14 protein-coding genes are annotated in these 14,363 nt (G+C 66.2%); 9 read left to right on the forward strand and 5 right to left on the reverse strand.

Annotated elements, in window-relative coordinates:
• The first annotated feature begins 8 nt into the window (after nt 1-8).
• The 7 genes from J0J01_RS05930 to J0J01_RS05960 all read left to right on the forward strand — a co-directional run bounded on the left by J0J01_RS05930 (nt 9) and on the right by J0J01_RS05960 (nt 8,319).
• Entirely contained in the window at nt 9-1,046 is a 1,038-nt protein-coding gene (locus J0J01_RS05930; protein WP_296379310.1) for an amidohydrolase family protein, read from the forward strand.
• Between the two features lie 11 nt (nt 1,047-1,057).
• A complete protein-coding gene (locus tag J0J01_RS05935) occupies nt 1,058-2,626 on the forward strand; it encodes an ABC transporter substrate-binding protein (protein WP_296379311.1) in 1,569 nt (522 codons plus the stop codon).
• A gap of 69 nt (nt 2,627-2,695) precedes the next feature.
• A complete protein-coding gene (locus tag J0J01_RS05940; RefSeq protein ID WP_296379313.1) occupies nt 2,696-3,721 on the forward strand; it encodes an ABC transporter substrate-binding protein in 1,026 nt (341 codons plus the stop codon).
• 135 nt (nt 3,722-3,856) lie between these two features.
• A complete protein-coding gene (locus tag J0J01_RS05945) occupies nt 3,857-4,885 on the forward strand; it encodes a peptidoglycan-binding protein (protein WP_296379314.1) in 1,029 nt (342 codons plus the stop codon).
• A 25-nt stretch (nt 4,886-4,910) separates the two neighbouring features.
• Nucleotides 4,911-5,783 (forward strand): DUF3365 domain-containing protein, encoded by an 873-nt coding sequence (locus J0J01_RS05950; RefSeq protein WP_296379315.1) that lies wholly within the window; start codon nt 4,911-4,913, stop codon nt 5,781-5,783.
• A 25-nt stretch (nt 5,784-5,808) separates the two neighbouring features.
• Entirely contained in the window at nt 5,809-7,248 is a 1,440-nt protein-coding gene (locus tag J0J01_RS05955) for a serine/threonine protein kinase (RefSeq protein ID WP_296379316.1), read from the forward strand.
• A gap of 165 nt (nt 7,249-7,413) precedes the next feature.
• The gene (locus J0J01_RS05960; RefSeq protein ID WP_296379317.1) at nt 7,414-8,319 is read left to right on the forward strand and encodes an adenylate/guanylate cyclase domain-containing protein; all 906 of its coding nucleotides are present in this window, start codon (nt 7,414-7,416) and stop codon (nt 8,317-8,319) included.
• A 44-nt stretch (nt 8,320-8,363) separates the two neighbouring features.
• Here the strand turns inward: J0J01_RS05960 and J0J01_RS05965 are convergent, their stop codons facing one another.
• The gene (locus J0J01_RS05965; RefSeq protein ID WP_296379318.1) at nt 8,364-8,693 is read right to left on the reverse strand and encodes a helix-turn-helix domain-containing protein; all 330 of its coding nucleotides are present in this window, start codon (nt 8,691-8,693) and stop codon (nt 8,364-8,366) included.
• Between the two features lie 211 nt (nt 8,694-8,904).
• Here J0J01_RS05965 and J0J01_RS05970 point away from each other — a divergent pair, with 211 nt between their 5' ends.
• Nucleotides 8,905-9,489 (forward strand): flavodoxin family protein, encoded by a 585-nt coding sequence (locus J0J01_RS05970; protein ID WP_296379319.1) that lies wholly within the window; start codon nt 8,905-8,907, stop codon nt 9,487-9,489.
• A gap of 105 nt (nt 9,490-9,594) precedes the next feature.
• Here the strand turns inward: J0J01_RS05970 and J0J01_RS05975 are convergent, their stop codons facing one another.
• Both J0J01_RS05975 and J0J01_RS05980 read right to left on the reverse strand, forming a co-directional pair.
• The gene (locus J0J01_RS05975; protein WP_296379320.1) at nt 9,595-11,178 is read right to left on the reverse strand and encodes an ABC transporter substrate-binding protein; all 1,584 of its coding nucleotides are present in this window, start codon (nt 11,176-11,178) and stop codon (nt 9,595-9,597) included.
• A gap of 24 nt (nt 11,179-11,202) precedes the next feature.
• A complete protein-coding gene (locus tag J0J01_RS05980; RefSeq protein WP_296379321.1) occupies nt 11,203-12,711 on the reverse strand; it encodes an ABC transporter substrate-binding protein in 1,509 nt (502 codons plus the stop codon).
• A gap of 119 nt (nt 12,712-12,830) precedes the next feature.
• Between J0J01_RS05980 and J0J01_RS05985 the strand changes: the two genes are divergently transcribed.
• Entirely contained in the window at nt 12,831-13,595 is a 765-nt protein-coding gene (locus tag J0J01_RS05985; RefSeq protein ID WP_296379322.1) for a class III extradiol ring-cleavage dioxygenase, read from the forward strand.
• A gap of 149 nt (nt 13,596-13,744) precedes the next feature.
• On the opposite strand, the gene grxD is transcribed toward J0J01_RS05985, so the two are convergent.
• Together grxD and J0J01_RS05995 are read right to left on the reverse strand one after the other, a co-directional pair.
• The gene (gene grxD, locus J0J01_RS05990) at nt 13,745-14,080 is read right to left on the reverse strand and encodes a Grx4 family monothiol glutaredoxin (RefSeq protein WP_296379323.1); all 336 of its coding nucleotides are present in this window, start codon (nt 14,078-14,080) and stop codon (nt 13,745-13,747) included.
• 38 nt (nt 14,081-14,118) lie between these two features.
• A complete protein-coding gene (locus J0J01_RS05995) occupies nt 14,119-14,355 on the reverse strand; it encodes a BolA family transcriptional regulator (protein WP_296379324.1) in 237 nt (78 codons plus the stop codon).
• Nucleotides 14,356-14,363: the final 8 nt, after the last annotated feature.

The raw sequence follows: 14,363 nt of genomic DNA on the forward strand, positions 1-14,363 counted from the left end.
AGGAAACCATGGCGGCAGAAACGACGCCCACGCTCGGCAATGTGATCGCGCCCAATCTCGAATGGGTCGCCAAGACCGCCGAGCCTGCGCTGGAACCCGACCTGCCGATCGTCGATCCGCACCACCATCTGTGGCAGCGCGCGGGCAACGACTACATGTTCCACGACCTGCTGGCCGACACCCAAACCGGCCACAACATCGTCGGCACCGTCTTCGTCGATTGCCATTCGATGTACCGCAAGGAAGGGCCGGCCGAGATGCGCTGCCTCGGCGAGACCGAGTTCGCCAATGGCGTGGCCGCCATGAGCGCCTCCGGCATCTACGGCAACCTGCGCGCCTGCGCCGGCATCGTCAGCCATGTCGATCTGCGCCTGGGCGCGAAGGCGGGCGCGGTGTTCGATGCCCAGATCGCCGCCGGCAACGGCCGCTTCAAGGGCATCCGCTACCAGACTGGCTGGGACGCCGATCCCGGCATCCGCAACTCGCGCACCGATCCGACGGCCGAGCTGACCCGCGACAAGACCTGGCGCGAGGGCTTCAAGGCGCTGGCCAGGCGCAACCTGACCTTCGACGCCTGGCTCTACCATCCGCAGATCGCCGAGATCGCCGAGCTGGCCGACGCCTACCCCGACACCCCGATCATTCTCGACCATATCGGCGGACCGCTGGGCTATGCCGGCTACGCCAACCGCCATGACGAGGTGCGCGGCGTCTGGAAGAAGACCATGGCCGAGCTCGCCAAGCGCCAGAACATCACCGTCAAGGTCGGCGGGCTTGGCATGGCGATGGGCTGGTTCGACTTCTACCAGCGGCCCAAGCCGCCAAGCTCGCAGGAGCTGGCCGAGGCGTTCCGGCCTTGGGTCGAAACGTGCATAGAGCTGTTCGGAGCGCACCGCTGCATGTACGAGAGCAACTTCCCCGTCGACAAGATCACCAGCGGCTACGGCGTGCTGTGGAATGCCTTCAAGCGGATCACCGCCAAGGCCTCGGTCGACGAGAAGAAGGCCCTGTTCTCCGGCACGGCATCCCGCGTCTACCAGCTCTAGAGGAGGTTCAGATGCGTCGTCTCCTGCTTGCGTCCGTTGCGTTGGCCACCCTCGCCGCGGCGCCGTTCGCCTCGGCGCAGACCTTCAAGGTCGTCATGCATTCCGACGTGAAAGCGCTCGATCCGGTGTGGAGCGGCGCTTACATCACGCGCAACCACGGCTACATGCTGTACGACACGCTGTTCGCGCTCGACGAGAACCTGCAGGTCAAGCCGCAGATGGTCGACAAGTGGGAGACCAGCCCGGACGGCCTCACCTGGACCTTCACCCTGCGCGACGGCCTCGAGTTCCACGACGGCGCGCCGGTGACGTCGGAGGACGTCATCGCCTCGCTGAAGCGCTGGGCGTCGCGCGATTCGATGGGCCAGAAGCTCGCCGCCTCGGTGGCCGAGTACAAGGCGGTCGACGCCAGGACCTTCCAGATCCTGCTCAAGCAGAAGTTCGGGCCGCTGCTCGAGGCGCTCGGCAAGCCGTCGGTGGTCGTGCCCTTCATCTTCCCCAAGAAGGCGGCGGAGGCGCAGGACGCCTTCACCCAGAGCGACAACGTGATCGGCTCGGGACCGTTCATCTTCAAGAAAGACGAATGGAAGCCCGGCGAGAAGCTGGTCTACGTCAAGAACCCCAAGTACAAGCCGCGGCCCGAGCCGATGTCGGGCCTGGCCGGCGGCAAGGTGGTGAACCTCGACCGCGTCGAATGGGTCTGGATCCCCGATGCCGACACCCAGATGAACGCTCTCGTGAATGGCGAGATCGACATGATCGAGAGCGTCAACTACGACCACCTGCCGATCCTGGAGAAGGCCAAGGGCGTCAAAGTCCTGACCAGCCGGACCTCCAACCAGTACGTCTTCCGCATGAACTGGCTGCAGCCGCCGTTCAACGACGTGAAGGTCCGCCGCGCCGCCGCCTATGCGCTGAGCCAGCCCGAGTTCCTCGAGGCCAACATTGGCGACAAGCGATTCTACAAAGTGTGCAAGGCGATGTTCACCTGCGGCACGGCGCTGGAATCGACGGTCGGCATGGACGGGCTGATCGAAGGAAACATCGCCAAGGCCAAGGAGCTGCTGGCCGAGGCCAAGTATGACGGCGCGCTGGTGGTGATCCCGCAGCCGTCGGATCTCGGCGTCATCAAGCAGCTTGCGCCGGTTGCCAAGGCGCAGCTCGAGAAGGCGGGCTTCAAGGTCGAGGTCCAGCCGATGGACTGGCAGAGCATGGTGACCCGCCTCACCACCAAGAAGGGGCCGGTGACCGACGGCGGCTGGAGCGCCTTCGGCACCAGCTGGGTGCAGGTCGACATCCTCGATCCGCTGATGACGCCGAATCTCGCCGCGACCTGCGAGAAGGCGCGCGCCGGCTGGCCCTGCGACGAGGGAATCGAGAAGCTGCGCGACGCCTTCATCGCCGCCGGCACGCCGGCCGAGAAGAAGGCCGCGGCAGAGACGGTCCAGAAGCGCGCTATGGAGGTGGTGACCCACATCCCGCTCGGTGAATGGGTCGGCGTCTGGGCGGTGCGAAGCAACATCGAGACGCCGGCCGTGACCGCGCCGGTCACGGCGTTCTGGGGCATCAGCAAGAAGTGACACAGGAAAGATCCCTCGGCTTCGCCTCGGGATGACAGTAGACTCGCGCCCCTGAAAAGGGAGGCGTGAGTGTTCAAGGGTTTGACGCGCCGGATGGCGCTGGCGGGTCTCGCGGCCGCGCCGTTCGTGCAGGGCGCGCGCGCGCAGGATCTGGCCAAGGCGTCGATCGCGCTGCTGCGGCTCACCTCGTCGGGGCCGGTGTTCATCGCGCTCGAGAAAGGCTGGTTCAAGGAGGCGGGCCTCGATCTCGCGATCAAGGACTTCACCGCCGCGTCGCAGCCGCCGCTCGCCGTGGTCTCCGGGGATGCCGACTTCGGCACCACCGCCTTCACCGCGGGCTTCTTCAACCTCGCGGCCAAGGGCGGCGTCAAGGTGATCGCGGCGCAGAGCGCGGAGAAGCCGGGCTATCCGCTGGTCGCGATCGCCGTCACCAACGCGGCGTGGGATGCGGGCGTGCGCACCATCAAGGACCTCGCCGGCAAGCGCATCGCCATGACCACGGCCGGCTCCTCGATGCACTATTCTATCGAGATCGTGGCGCGCAAGCACGGCGTCGACCCCAAGACCGTCACCATGGTGCCGCTGAACACGCTGCCGAACATGGCGGCGGCCTTCAAGGGCGGCACGGTCGACGGCGCGCTCTTCCCGGTGACGACCTGGCGGCAGGTCGAGGCGGACGGCGGCGGCCATCTCATCTCCTGGGTCGGCGACGAGGCGCCGTGGCAGTTGGGCGGCGTCTTCACCGCGCCCAGGACGATCGCCGAGCGGCGGCCCTTGGTGGCGAAGTTCATCGCCGGCTACCAGCGCGGCGCCGCGGCCTACAACGACGCCTTCGGCAAGCGCGAGAACGGCAAGATCGTGCCCGGGCCGGGCTATGACGATCTGCTGGCGCTGCTCGCGACGGCGGTGAAGCAGTCACCGCAGCTTGTCGCTGCAGGGCTGCCCTACATCGATCCGCAGGGCCGCCTCGACGTCGGCGACATCCATAACCAGGTCAAGCTCTGGCAGGCGCAGGGCCAGGTGGCGCGCGACGCCGATCCCAAGACCTTCGTCGACCTCACCTTCGTGAACGGCCACTTCAACGTGCCGGGCTGAGCTCGAGCGCCTCTCCGGCCCGTCGAATCGCGAGGAGACATGACACAGCAATGACACAGCTCTGCTGGAACTCGACCCCTACCATCCGGTTCTTCCGCAATCTTCGGTCAGTGACGGCCATCGGCAGGTTACTGTATGAGGCGCGCTCGCCTGACGATCATTCTCCTGGGCCTCGGCTTCACCTGTTGCGTCGTGGATGCAGCCCGCTCCGAGTCGTCGCGCATCGCCCTCGTCATCGCCAACAGCGAGTACGCAAACTTTCCCGCTGTGTCGCGCTGCACGCCCGCCGCTGCGACGGCGCGCGACAGCCTGCGCGCCAAGGGCTTCGAGGTCATCGAGCGCAATAACCTGGGGCGCGGCGAGTTCGACACGGCGATCGGCATGCTGGCGCGCCGCATCGCGGCAGCGCCGCCGGCGGTAGCGGCCGTGTACTATTGCGGCTACGCGGCCGAATTCAACAATCGCTCCTTCTTGCTGCCGGTCTCCGCCGTGCTGACCCGCGACAACGACCTCCTCAGCCAGGGCATCCTCGTCAAGAGCGTAATCGAGAGCCTGCGGCACACGCCGGACAGTGTGGGCCTGGTGCTGCTCGACGTCTTCCAGCCGTCCAACGCGCCCAGCCGCCGCATGGGTCAGCTCGCCGAGCATCTGCCGGCATCGAGCTTCGCGGTGATCGCCGCCGGCAACGAACCCAACGGCGAGGGCGCGACGGCGCTCGCTCTCGGGCTGCGCGACGAGCTCTCCGCCGCCGACGCGGGGGTCGACAGCGTAACCAATGGCCTGCGCCGCCGGCTCGCCAAGGAACCGGTGACAGCGCAGGTCATCGCCGCCACCGGGGATGCAGCGCTCGCGGCCGAGAAACGGCCGGCGCCGCCGTCGGCCGCGTCGATCGCGCCGCCCCCGCCCGTGCCGCCGCCCCCGCCCTCCTTCAAGGCGGCGCCGCAACGGCACGTCATGGTCGACGAGGATCAGATGTCCGACAGCGACCGGCGCCAGGTCCAGACCGTGCTCGCCACCATGGGCTACTACTCCGGCCGAATCGACGGCGCTTTCGGCCTCGAAACGCGGGCCGCCATCCGCCGCTATCAGTTCGAGATCAAGGCCGAGCTCACGGGTCGCCTGACGGCGGAGCAGGCGACCAGGCTCGTCAACAGCATGCGGTGATGCCCAAAGAGCACAGGGGGCAGCGATGGGACTGCGGGCCAAATTCAATCTGGTGATGATCGCCGCCTTCGCGATCGGGCTCGGCGTGGCGACGTTCCTGGCGCGCGAGATAACAACCGACGAAGCCAAGCGCCAGGTGCTGAACGAGGCGACGCTGATCATGCGCGCCGGCACGGCGATCCGAAGCTACACCCAGAAGGAGATCGGCCCCCTCCTGAGTGAACAGATGTCGGTGCGCTTCCTTCCCCACTCGGTACCGTCATGGTCGGCGCATACGGTGCTGCGCGCGGTGCAGAAGGACTATCCCGACTATTCCTACAAGGAGGCGGCACTCAACCCGACCAATCCCGCCGACCGCGCCACCAACTGGGAGGCCGACATCATCGCCGCCTTCAAGCGCGACGGCGGGCTCAAGGAGTTCGTTACCACACGAGACACGCCCAACGGGCAGTTCCTGGCCTTCGCTCGGCCTTTCCGGCTGACCGACCGGGGGTGCCTCGGCTGCCATTCGACGCCCGCCGCCGCGCCGCCGACGATGGTCGACCTCTACGGCAACGGCAACGGCTTCGGCTGGACACAAGGCGACGTGATCGGCGCGCAGATCGTCTCGGTGCCGATGACGCTCGCGCTCACGCGCGCCAACCACTCGCTACTGGCCTTCGTCGCTGCGCTGAGCGCGGTGTTCCTGGTCATGCTGATAGCGCTGAACGTGCTGATGCACTTCTTCATCCTGAAGCCGATGCAGCGGATCACGACGCTCGCCCGCGACGTTAGCGCCGGCAAGCCCGACGTGCCGGAGTATGCGGTCAGGGGCAAGGACGAGATCGCCTCGCTCGGGCGATCGTTCAATCTGATGCATCGCAGCCTTCAGAACGCCATGCGCATGCTCGAGAATTGATGACGGTCTACACCGGGTCCCGATCATGGAACCGATCCCTGTCCAAATCGGCCGATACGTCGTCGAAAGCCTGGTCGGCGCGGGCGGCATGGGCCAGATCTACAAGGCCCACGACCCCGACATCCGCCGCACGGTCGCCATCAAGCTGATCTCGACGCGGCTGATGAGCAGCGCCGACCGCGGCGAATACATACGGCGCTTCCGCCGCGAGGCCGAGGCCGCCGCGCGCTGCGCCCATCCGAACATCGTCTCGATCTACGACTATGCCATGCACGAAGGACAGCCGTTCCTGGCCATGGAGTTCGTCCACGGCAGGAGCGTGCGCCAGATGATCGAAGAGAGCCCGATGGCGGTGCCCGACGCCATCCACGTCATGCTGCAGGTGCTGGACGCGCTGGCGAGCGCACATGAGCAGGGCGTCATCCACCAGGACATCAAGCCGGCCAACATCCTGCTTACGCCGCAGATGCGCGCCAAGGTCACCGACTTCGGCATCTCGCGATTCGCCAACGCCGACACCACCAGCATCTCCTCCTCGATGGGCACGCCCAGCTACATGGCGCCGGAGCAGTGCCGCGGCGGCCCGGTGGACCATCGCGCCGATCTGTTCGCCGCCGGAGCCACGCTGTTCGAGATGGTGGCCGGCGAGCGGGCCTTCGGCGGACACAACTCGGTCGAGGTCACGCATCACATCATGTACGACAGGCTGCCGCTGCTGCCCGCCGCCGCGCGGAGCGCGGCGCCGCGGCTGCAGCTCGTGCTCGAGCGCGCCATGGGCAAGCATCCGGAGGACCGCTTCTCCTCGGGTCACGAGATGGCCGAGGCTCTGCGGCAGATTCTGGGCACCGTAGCGGCCGACGTGCAGGACAGGATGCGCCGTCCATCTGCCGGGATGACCGCGACCTTTGTCATGCCGCCGGCGGCGCCCGCCGGACGGTCCGGCCCGCCACCCCGTGGTGCGCCGCCGTCCGCCGCGCCATCGGCCGGCCCGCCACCCTCGTTGCCAACGCCCGGGCGAGTGCAAGGTCGCTCACCCATCGATGCCAGTACACGGCAGATGCTGGAACAGAAGCTTATCCCCTACCTTGGGCCGATCGCGCGAGTGATGGTGCGCTCCGCCGCCGATCGCGCCTCGGGACTGGACGCATTGTGCGCGGAGCTTGCCGCGGCCGTGCCTGAGGGTACCGAGCGCGAGAGCTTTCGCCGCGAAGTCGCACCGCTCCTGCGGACGCGCCCTCCGGTGATCGACGATGAGCCGTCGCACGGCAGCATCGGTTCCTTCCACGAGCCCGAACTTGAACGGGCACAGCGCGCGCTGACGCAGTATGTCGGACCGATCGCCCGTGTGCTGGTGCGGCGGGCCGCCCGTGACGCCTCGTCCATCGACGGGATGTGGCAGGCGCTGTCGATGCACATAGAACTGCCAGCGGAACGCGCCGCCTTCCTGCGGCAGCGCCACGAATAGTGCCCCCGGGATACGGACAAAGCACCGCGCGTTGCGCATTCGACGTCTGGCGAGCCAAGCCCTCATGTGCAATGAATACGAACCCGCGTCCCGCCCGGCGAAGTCTCGGCCTCCTCGACCATCGAGGCGCAACAAACCGGCATCTCTTTCCTTAGTTGGGTCACCATGACGCGATCCGAACGGCGGCTGTCTGCGATCCTGCACGCTGACGTTGCGGGTTTCGTCCGACTCGTCGAGCGGGAGGAGGACCTTACGTTCGGGCACCTTCGGGCGGCCCGCGCGCGAATCTGGCAGCCTACCATCGAAAGCGCCGGCGGCGTGCTGGTCAACAGTGCGGGCGATGCCATCCTCGCCCAGTTCGAGTCGGCGATCGCCGCGGTCCAGGCAGCCATCGATATCCAGGAGCGCATGGCACGCTTCAACGAAGGCCTCGCCGAGGAGCAGCGGCTGCTGTTCCGCATCGGAGTCCATGTCGGCGAAATCATCATCGACGAAGCCGGTCACGATATCTTCGGCGACGGTGTAAACTTGGCCGAACGGATTCAGGTGCTGGCTGAACCGGGCGGGATCGCCGTCTCTCGCGCGGTGCGCGACGTGACGGAGTTGCAGTTGCAGGACGACTATGCCTACGTCGATGGCGGCGAGCACCAGGCCAAGCACGTCAGCCGCCCCCTCCACATCTACAGGGTTCGAGCCCATGAAAGCGCCACCACCCTGCCCAGAACGTCGTTGCCCCTGCGCGGAACAATCCGCTTTCGCGGTGCCGATCCCAGGGGCCACAAATTCGGCTTCGATGTCGATTTCGATGCGCTCGTGAAGGGGAATCAAACCGTCCTGATCGGGAGGGATTCTGCTCAATGCGATGTCGTCCTGCTGCATGCGTCGGTTTCCAGACGTCACGCGCGATTGAGCGTGGGCAGCGACAACAATCTGCGGGTCGAGGACATGGGATCGACCAACGGTACCGCTATCGATGGCAGGCCGATCGCTGCCGGCGGCCTGCCGGAGCCTCTGGCTCCAGGATCCACGTTGAGATTGGGAGATATCGAACTCGTCGTTCGATACGACTAAGTCCTCTTCGCGCCCGTGATCGGCCTCGTGGTCCCGGCGCTGGTCTAGGCGGCCTTCAGCTCGCTCTTCTTGTTGCCGGCGCGGTCCTCGGTCTGCCAGCGGACGGCAACCTCGCCCAGCTTCTCCAGGACCTCGTCGAGCTCATGGCCGCGCGGGGTGAGGGAATAGGTGACCTTGGGCGGGATGGTCGCCTCGTAGTCGCGCTTGATCAGGCCGGCGCCTTCCAGGGTACGCAGCCGCTCGGTCAGCATCTTGGCCGAGATGCCGGCGACCCGGCGCTTCAGCTCGCCGAAACGCTGCGGCCCGTAGGCGCGCAGGTTGTAGACGATGTACGTGGTCCACGGACCCATCAGCATGCGCAGGATGTAGTCCATGGGGCAGGCGGCGCCGCCTTCGTGATGGACGGGGGCGGGAGCGGGAGCGGGAGCGGGAGCGGGAGCTGCGTTGGGGGTGGGCTGGGTGGTGTTGGAGGTCATGGGGAAAAATCCCGGTGGTTACGATTTGGTACCTACTGGAAGTTATATAGTGGGCCTCCCAGATGTTTCCAGTCACTTTGAGTAATCTGCTCAGGATTGGAGACTAATTATGACAAATATCGCAATCGTCTATCACTCCGGCTACGGCCATACCCAGGCCGTCGCCGAGGCGGTGGCGGCGGGGGCCCGGGCCGTCGGGGGTGCCAAGGTGAATCTGATCCCGGTTGCCGAGGCCGAGGCCCGCGAGGCCGAGCTCGATGCCGCCGACGCCATCGTCTTCGGCAGCCCGACCTACATGGGCGGCGTGTCGGCCGACTTCGCCAAGTTCAAGGACTGGACCTCCAAGAAGTGGATGGCGCGGGCCTGGCAGGACAAGCTGGCCGCCGGCTTCACGGTCTCCGCGTCGTGGGGCGGCGACAAGCAGAACACGCTCTATCAGCTGATCACGCTCGCCCAGCAGCAGGGCATGGTGTGGGTCGGGCTCGGCCTGGCGCCCGGCTACAACCACTCCAAGGGCACGCCGGACGACCTCAACCGCACCGGCGCCTCGCTCGGGCTGATGGCCCAGGCCCATGCCGACCAGGGCAATGAGGGCATCGGTGCGAGCGAGCTCGCCACCGCCCAGGCGCTCGGCAAGCGAGTCGCCGAGGCGGCCCGGCGCTGGAAGGCGGCGCCGCTCGCGCAGGCGGCGTAAGGTTCTTGTCGTCCTGAGCGTAAGCGAAGGACCTCATTGCGCTTCAACGAGCGCACCGCTGGCAAATGCCATGAGGTCCTTCGCTTCGCTCAGGACGACAGATCATCATTTCTTACTAACGTTCCACCACACCGCGACCGGGGCCTGCAGCCAGCCGTCGACGCGGTCCTTGCGGTAGGCGCCGAACGCCTTGTACTGGCCGAGCACCACGTACTGCGCCTGGTCCATGATGCGGTCGGAGACCGCGAGCGCGATCGCCTTCTGCTTCTCGGGATCGGTCTCGCGGGCAAAGGAGGAGCGCAGCTTCTCCATCTCCGGATCGCACGGCCAGCCGAACCACGCCTTGTCGCAGCCGCCGCTCGAGAACGAGTTGGCGGCCGGGTTGTCGGCGTCGACCGTGGTGGTCGTGGTGTAGAAGATGTTCCAGCCACCCTTGTCCGGCGCCTCCTTGCGGGCGCGCCGCGACACCACGGTCTGCCAGTCGGTCGACTGCACGTCGACCTTGAAGCCGCCCTTCTCGAGCAGCGACTTGCCGACGGCGGGGAGCTGGTTCGACGACTGCAGGTCGGTCTGATGCATCATCACGACCGGCTTGCCGTCGTAGCCGGCCTCTTTCAGGAGCGCCTTGGACTTCTCGAAGTTCGGCTTCACCAGCAGGTCGCCGTAGTGCTTCTCGTACTTCGAGCCGCAGACCAGCGGGGCGTTGCACACCCTGTAGATCTCGGGATCGCCGACCTGGGCGCGCAGGAAATCCTCCTGCGCGATCGAGTACATCAGCGCCTGCCGTGCCTTCAGGTTGTCGAACGGCGGATGCAGGTGGTTCATGCGCATGATGATCTGCGCGCCGGCCTGGTTCCAGCCGTAGAGCTGGATGTTCTTGTCCGCCTTCAGCATCGGGAAGAGGTCGGGCGGCGGCACCTCGATGATGTCGATCTCGCCGGTCAGCAGCGCGTTAGCCGCGGTCGCGGGATCGGAGATCGCCAGCCATTCGACACGGTCGACCTTGGCGACCTTGCCGCCGGCCAGCATCGAGGGCGGCTCGTTGCGCGGCTTGTACTTGGGATTCTTGGCGTAGACGATCTTCTCGCCCGGCTTCCATTCATCCTTCTTGAAGATGAACGGCCCCGAGCCGGTGTAGTCGTCGATCTGCTTGTTGGGATCGGTCTCGGCGACGCGCCTGGGCATCATGAACGGCACGTTCGAGCTGGGCTTGCCGAGCGCCTCGAGCACCAGGCCGAACGGCTCCTTCAGGCTGAGCCGGAAGCTGTTGTCGTCGAGCGCCTTGAGCTCGCCGGTCGCGCCCAGGAGCTGCTGGCCGAGCGCGTCGCGCGCGGCCCAGCGCTTGATCGAGGCGATGCAGTCCTCGGCGGTGACCGGCTTGCCGTCGCTCCATTCGAGGCCGGGCCGGAGCGTGAAGGTCCAGGTCAGCTTGTCGGGCGAGACCTCGTACTTGTCGACCATCTGCGGTTTGACATCGCCCGTCGCGTCCTTGGCGAACAGCACGTCGTAGATCATGTAGCCGTGGTTGCGGGTGATGAAGGCTGTCGTCCAGATCGGGTCCAGCACCTTGAGGTCGGAATGGGCGACCAACCGCAAGGTGGTCTGTGCCATCGCCGCCGGCGCCGCCAGCATCGCAAGGCCGGCGGCGGCCGCTATCAGTCGTCCCAGGGTTTGGGCCAGAGTTCGCATTTCCTCACCTGTCGTTCGTTGTCGTCAGTTCTTCTTGCTGATGTTCCAGACCACCGGCACCGGGCCCGCCAGCCAGCCTTCGAGCCTGTCCTTGCGGTAGGCGCCGAACGCCTTGTACTGGCCGACCGGGGCGTAGAAGGCCTGCTCCATCACGCGATCCGAGATCGCCAATCCCAATTCCTTCTGCTTGGCCGGATCGGCGCTGTGGATGAAGGCGTCGCGCAGCTTCTCCATGTCGGGATCGCACGGCCAGCCGAACCAGGCCTTGTCGCACGAGCCGGCGGCGTAGGAGTTGGTGCCTGGATTGTCGCTGTCGAGCGTGATGTTGGTGGTGAAGAAGATGTTCCAGCCGCCCTTGTCGGCGGGCTCCTTGCGGGCGCGCCGCGACACCACGGTCTGCCAGTCCGAATCGATCATGTTGACCTTGAAGCCCGCCGCCTCGAGCTGCTGCTTGGCGACCGGCTGCACGTTGTTGGAGGACTGCAGGTCGGTCTGGTGCAGCATCACGACCGGCGTGCCGTCGTAGCCGCCGTCCTTGAGCAGCGCGCGGGCCCTGGCGATGTCGGGCTTGATCAGAAGGTCGCCGTATTCCTTGCCGTAGGTCGTGCCGCAGACGAACGGCGCGTTGCACACCTTGTAGATCTCGGGATCGCCGACCTGGGCCTGCAGCATCGGCTCCTGCGCCAGGGCATACATCGCGGCCTGGCGAATCTTGGCGTTGTTGAACGGCGGCTGGATGTGGTTGAAGCGCATCACGATCTGGCTGCCGGTTGCGTTCCAGCCGAACAGCGCGATGGCCTTCTCGGCCTTGAGCAGCGGGAACAGATCCGGCGGCGGCGATTCGATCAGGTCGATCTCGCCGGTCAGCAGCGCGTTTGCGGCGGTGTTGGCGTCGGGGATGGCGAGCCATTCGACGCGATCGACCTTGGCGACCTTGCCGCCGGCCAGCATCGAGGGCGGCTCGTTGCGCGGCTTGTATTTGGGGTTCTTGACGAACACCGTCTTCTCGCCGGGCTTCCATTCGTCCTGCTTGAAGATGAAGGGGCCGGAGCCGACGAACTCGGTGATCTGCTTGTTGGGATCGGTCTCGGCGATGCGCTTGGGCATCATGAACGGCACGTTGGACGAGACCTTCGACAGCGCGTCGAGCACCAGGCCGAACGGCTGCTTGAGCACGATCTGGAAGCTCCTGTCGTCGATCGCCTTCAGCTCCTGGGTCGCCTTCATCAGCAGCTGGCCGGAGGCGTCGCGTGCGCCCCAGCGCTTCAGCGAAGCGATGCAGTCCTCGGCGGTGACCGGCTGGCCGTCGCTCCACACCAGGCCGTCGCGCAGCTTGATCGTGTAGGTCAGCTTGTCGTCGGAGAGAGTGTAGCCCTCCGCCATCTGCGGCTGGATCCTGAGGTCGGCGTCCTTGGCGAACAGGACGTCGAAGACCATGTAGCCGAAGTTGCGGGTGATGAGCGCGGTGGTCCAGATCGGGTCGAGGATCTTGATGTCGGCGTGGCTCACCATGCGCAATGTCGTTTGCGCCATCGCCGGGGCGCCCAACGATGCCCATATTGCCAGGGCGGCAAGCGCCACCCGTTTACGCACACCACGCATGAACCACTCCGTTGTTTGCCAATTGCAGATGTTGTGTGAGGATTGAAGCAATGTCGATGCCGACCGTCTTCGTATCGCACGGGTCGCCGACCCTGATCCTGGAAAACCTGCCAGCGCGGGATTTCCTCGCTTCGCTGGGCAGCCTGCTGCCGCGGCCCAAGGCGATCGTTGCGGTGTCCGCACACTGGAACACCGAGCGGCCCGCGGTTTCGACCGCCGAGCGGCCGGAGACCATCCATGATTTCTACGGCTTCCCGGACGATCTTTACCGGCTGCATTACGATGCGCCGGGCGCACCCGACCTGGCCGAGCGGGTGGCGAAGCTGACGGGCGCGGTGTGCGATCCGACCTACGGTCTCGACCACGGCGCCTGGGTGCCGGCGATGCTGGGCTGGCCCGAGGCGGACATCCCGATCTTCCAGCTGTCGGTACAGCCCTATATGACGCCGGCGCACCATCTGGCGCTCGGCCGCAAGCTCAGCGCGCTACGCGACGAGGGCATCCTGGTGATGGGCAGCGGCAGCGCCACCCACAACCTGCGCCGCCTGATGCGCGGTCAGCAAGGCCTCGCGCCCGAGCCATGGGCCAAGGCGTTCGACGACTGGCTGGCGGGGACCTTGGAGAAGGGCGACGAGGCGGCTTTGGCGAACTATCGCACCGAGGCGCCGCATGCTCGCGATGCCCATCCGACCGACGAGCATTTCCTGCCCCTGCATGTCGCCTTCGGCGCGGCCGGCAAGGGCGCCAAGGGGAAGCCGCTACACCGCAGCTTCACGTCAGGCAACCTGTCGATGGCGGCTTACGCGTTTGCGTAGCGAACGCGCGGCGGGCGGCAGGCGTTGTAATCAACGCCGAAAGCCCGCTGTGTGGAGCCTTACAGGCGATGTAGTTCTTGTCTTTTCTGAAGCGAGCGGGCTCTCGCGCCTCAGAAGGCGCTGCCGCCCGCCAGCGCGTCAGAACGCGCTTAGGCGGCGGTCGCCAGCGTGACGCCTTTTTCCTTCATCAGCTGCTCGAGCTCGCCGGTCTCGAACATCTCGCGGACGATGTCGCAGCCGCCGACGAACTCACCCTTCACGTAGAGCTGGGGGATGGTCGGCCACTGGCTGAACTCCTTGACGCCCTGCCGCAGCTCGGGATCGACCAGGATGTTGATGCCGTGGAACTTCACGCCGAGCTGGCTCAGCACGTCCACCACCGCGGCCGAGAAACCGCACTGGGGGAACACCGGCGTGCCCTTCATGAACAGCAGCACGTCGTTCTTGCCAATCTCGTCGCGGATGCGATCGAACACGTCACTCATCTGAGAACTCCCAGGGATTTGCCTAGAATATAGGGCGCTCAGCCCCTCGGCGCCATGGTGGTCAGTTTCAGGGCATGCAGAACGCCGCCCATGCGCTCGCCCAGCGCCCGATAGACCATCTGGTGCTGCTGGATCTTGCTCTTGCCGACAAAAGCCGGCGAAACGACGGTCGCCGCCCAATGGTCGCCGTCGCCCGCAAGGTCCTGCATCTCGACCTCGGCGTCGGGAATGCCCTGCTTGATCAGGGCGACGATGTCTTCGGCGGCCATCGGCATGGCTCAAA

Source organism: Reyranella sp. (genome assembly GCF_017305915.1).
Lineage (GTDB): Bacteria > Pseudomonadota > Alphaproteobacteria > Reyranellales > Reyranellaceae > Reyranella.

Bases quoted from the DNA above. Each gene is read 5' to 3' on its own strand.
- J0J01_RS05930 (WP_296379310.1), top strand. From the start codon at position 9: ATGGCGGCAGAAACGACGCCCACGCTCGGCAATGTGATCGCGCCCAAT.
- J0J01_RS05935 (WP_296379311.1), top strand. From the start codon at position 1,058: ATGCGTCGTCTCCTGCTTGCGTCCGTTGCGTTGGCCACCCTCGCCGCG.
- J0J01_RS05945 (WP_296379314.1), top strand. From the start codon at position 3,857: ATGAGGCGCGCTCGCCTGACGATCATTCTCCTGGGCCTCGGCTTCACC.
- J0J01_RS05950 (WP_296379315.1), top strand. From the start codon at position 4,911: ATGGGACTGCGGGCCAAATTCAATCTGGTGATGATCGCCGCCTTCGCG.
- J0J01_RS05955 (WP_296379316.1), top strand. From the start codon at position 5,809: ATGGAACCGATCCCTGTCCAAATCGGCCGATACGTCGTCGAAAGCCTG.
- J0J01_RS05960 (WP_296379317.1), top strand. From the start codon at position 7,414: ATGACGCGATCCGAACGGCGGCTGTCTGCGATCCTGCACGCTGACGTT.
- J0J01_RS05965 (WP_296379318.1), bottom strand. From the start codon at position 8,693: ATGGACTACATCCTGCGCATGCTGATGGGTCCGTGGACCACGTACATC.
- J0J01_RS05970 (WP_296379319.1), top strand. From the start codon at position 8,905: ATGACAAATATCGCAATCGTCTATCACTCCGGCTACGGCCATACCCAG.
- J0J01_RS05975 (WP_296379320.1), bottom strand. From the start codon at position 11,178: ATGCGAACTCTGGCCCAAACCCTGGGACGACTGATAGCGGCCGCCGCC.
- J0J01_RS05980 (WP_296379321.1), bottom strand. From the start codon at position 12,711: ATGGCGCAAACGACATTGCGCATGGTGAGCCACGCCGACATCAAGATC.
- J0J01_RS05985 (WP_296379322.1), top strand. From the start codon at position 12,831: ATGTCGATGCCGACCGTCTTCGTATCGCACGGGTCGCCGACCCTGATC.
- grxD (WP_296379323.1), bottom strand. From the start codon at position 14,080: ATGAGTGACGTGTTCGATCGCATCCGCGACGAGATTGGCAAGAACGAC.
- J0J01_RS05995 (WP_296379324.1), bottom strand. From the start codon at position 14,355: ATGCCGATGGCCGCCGAAGACATCGTCGCCCTGATCAAGCAGGGCATT.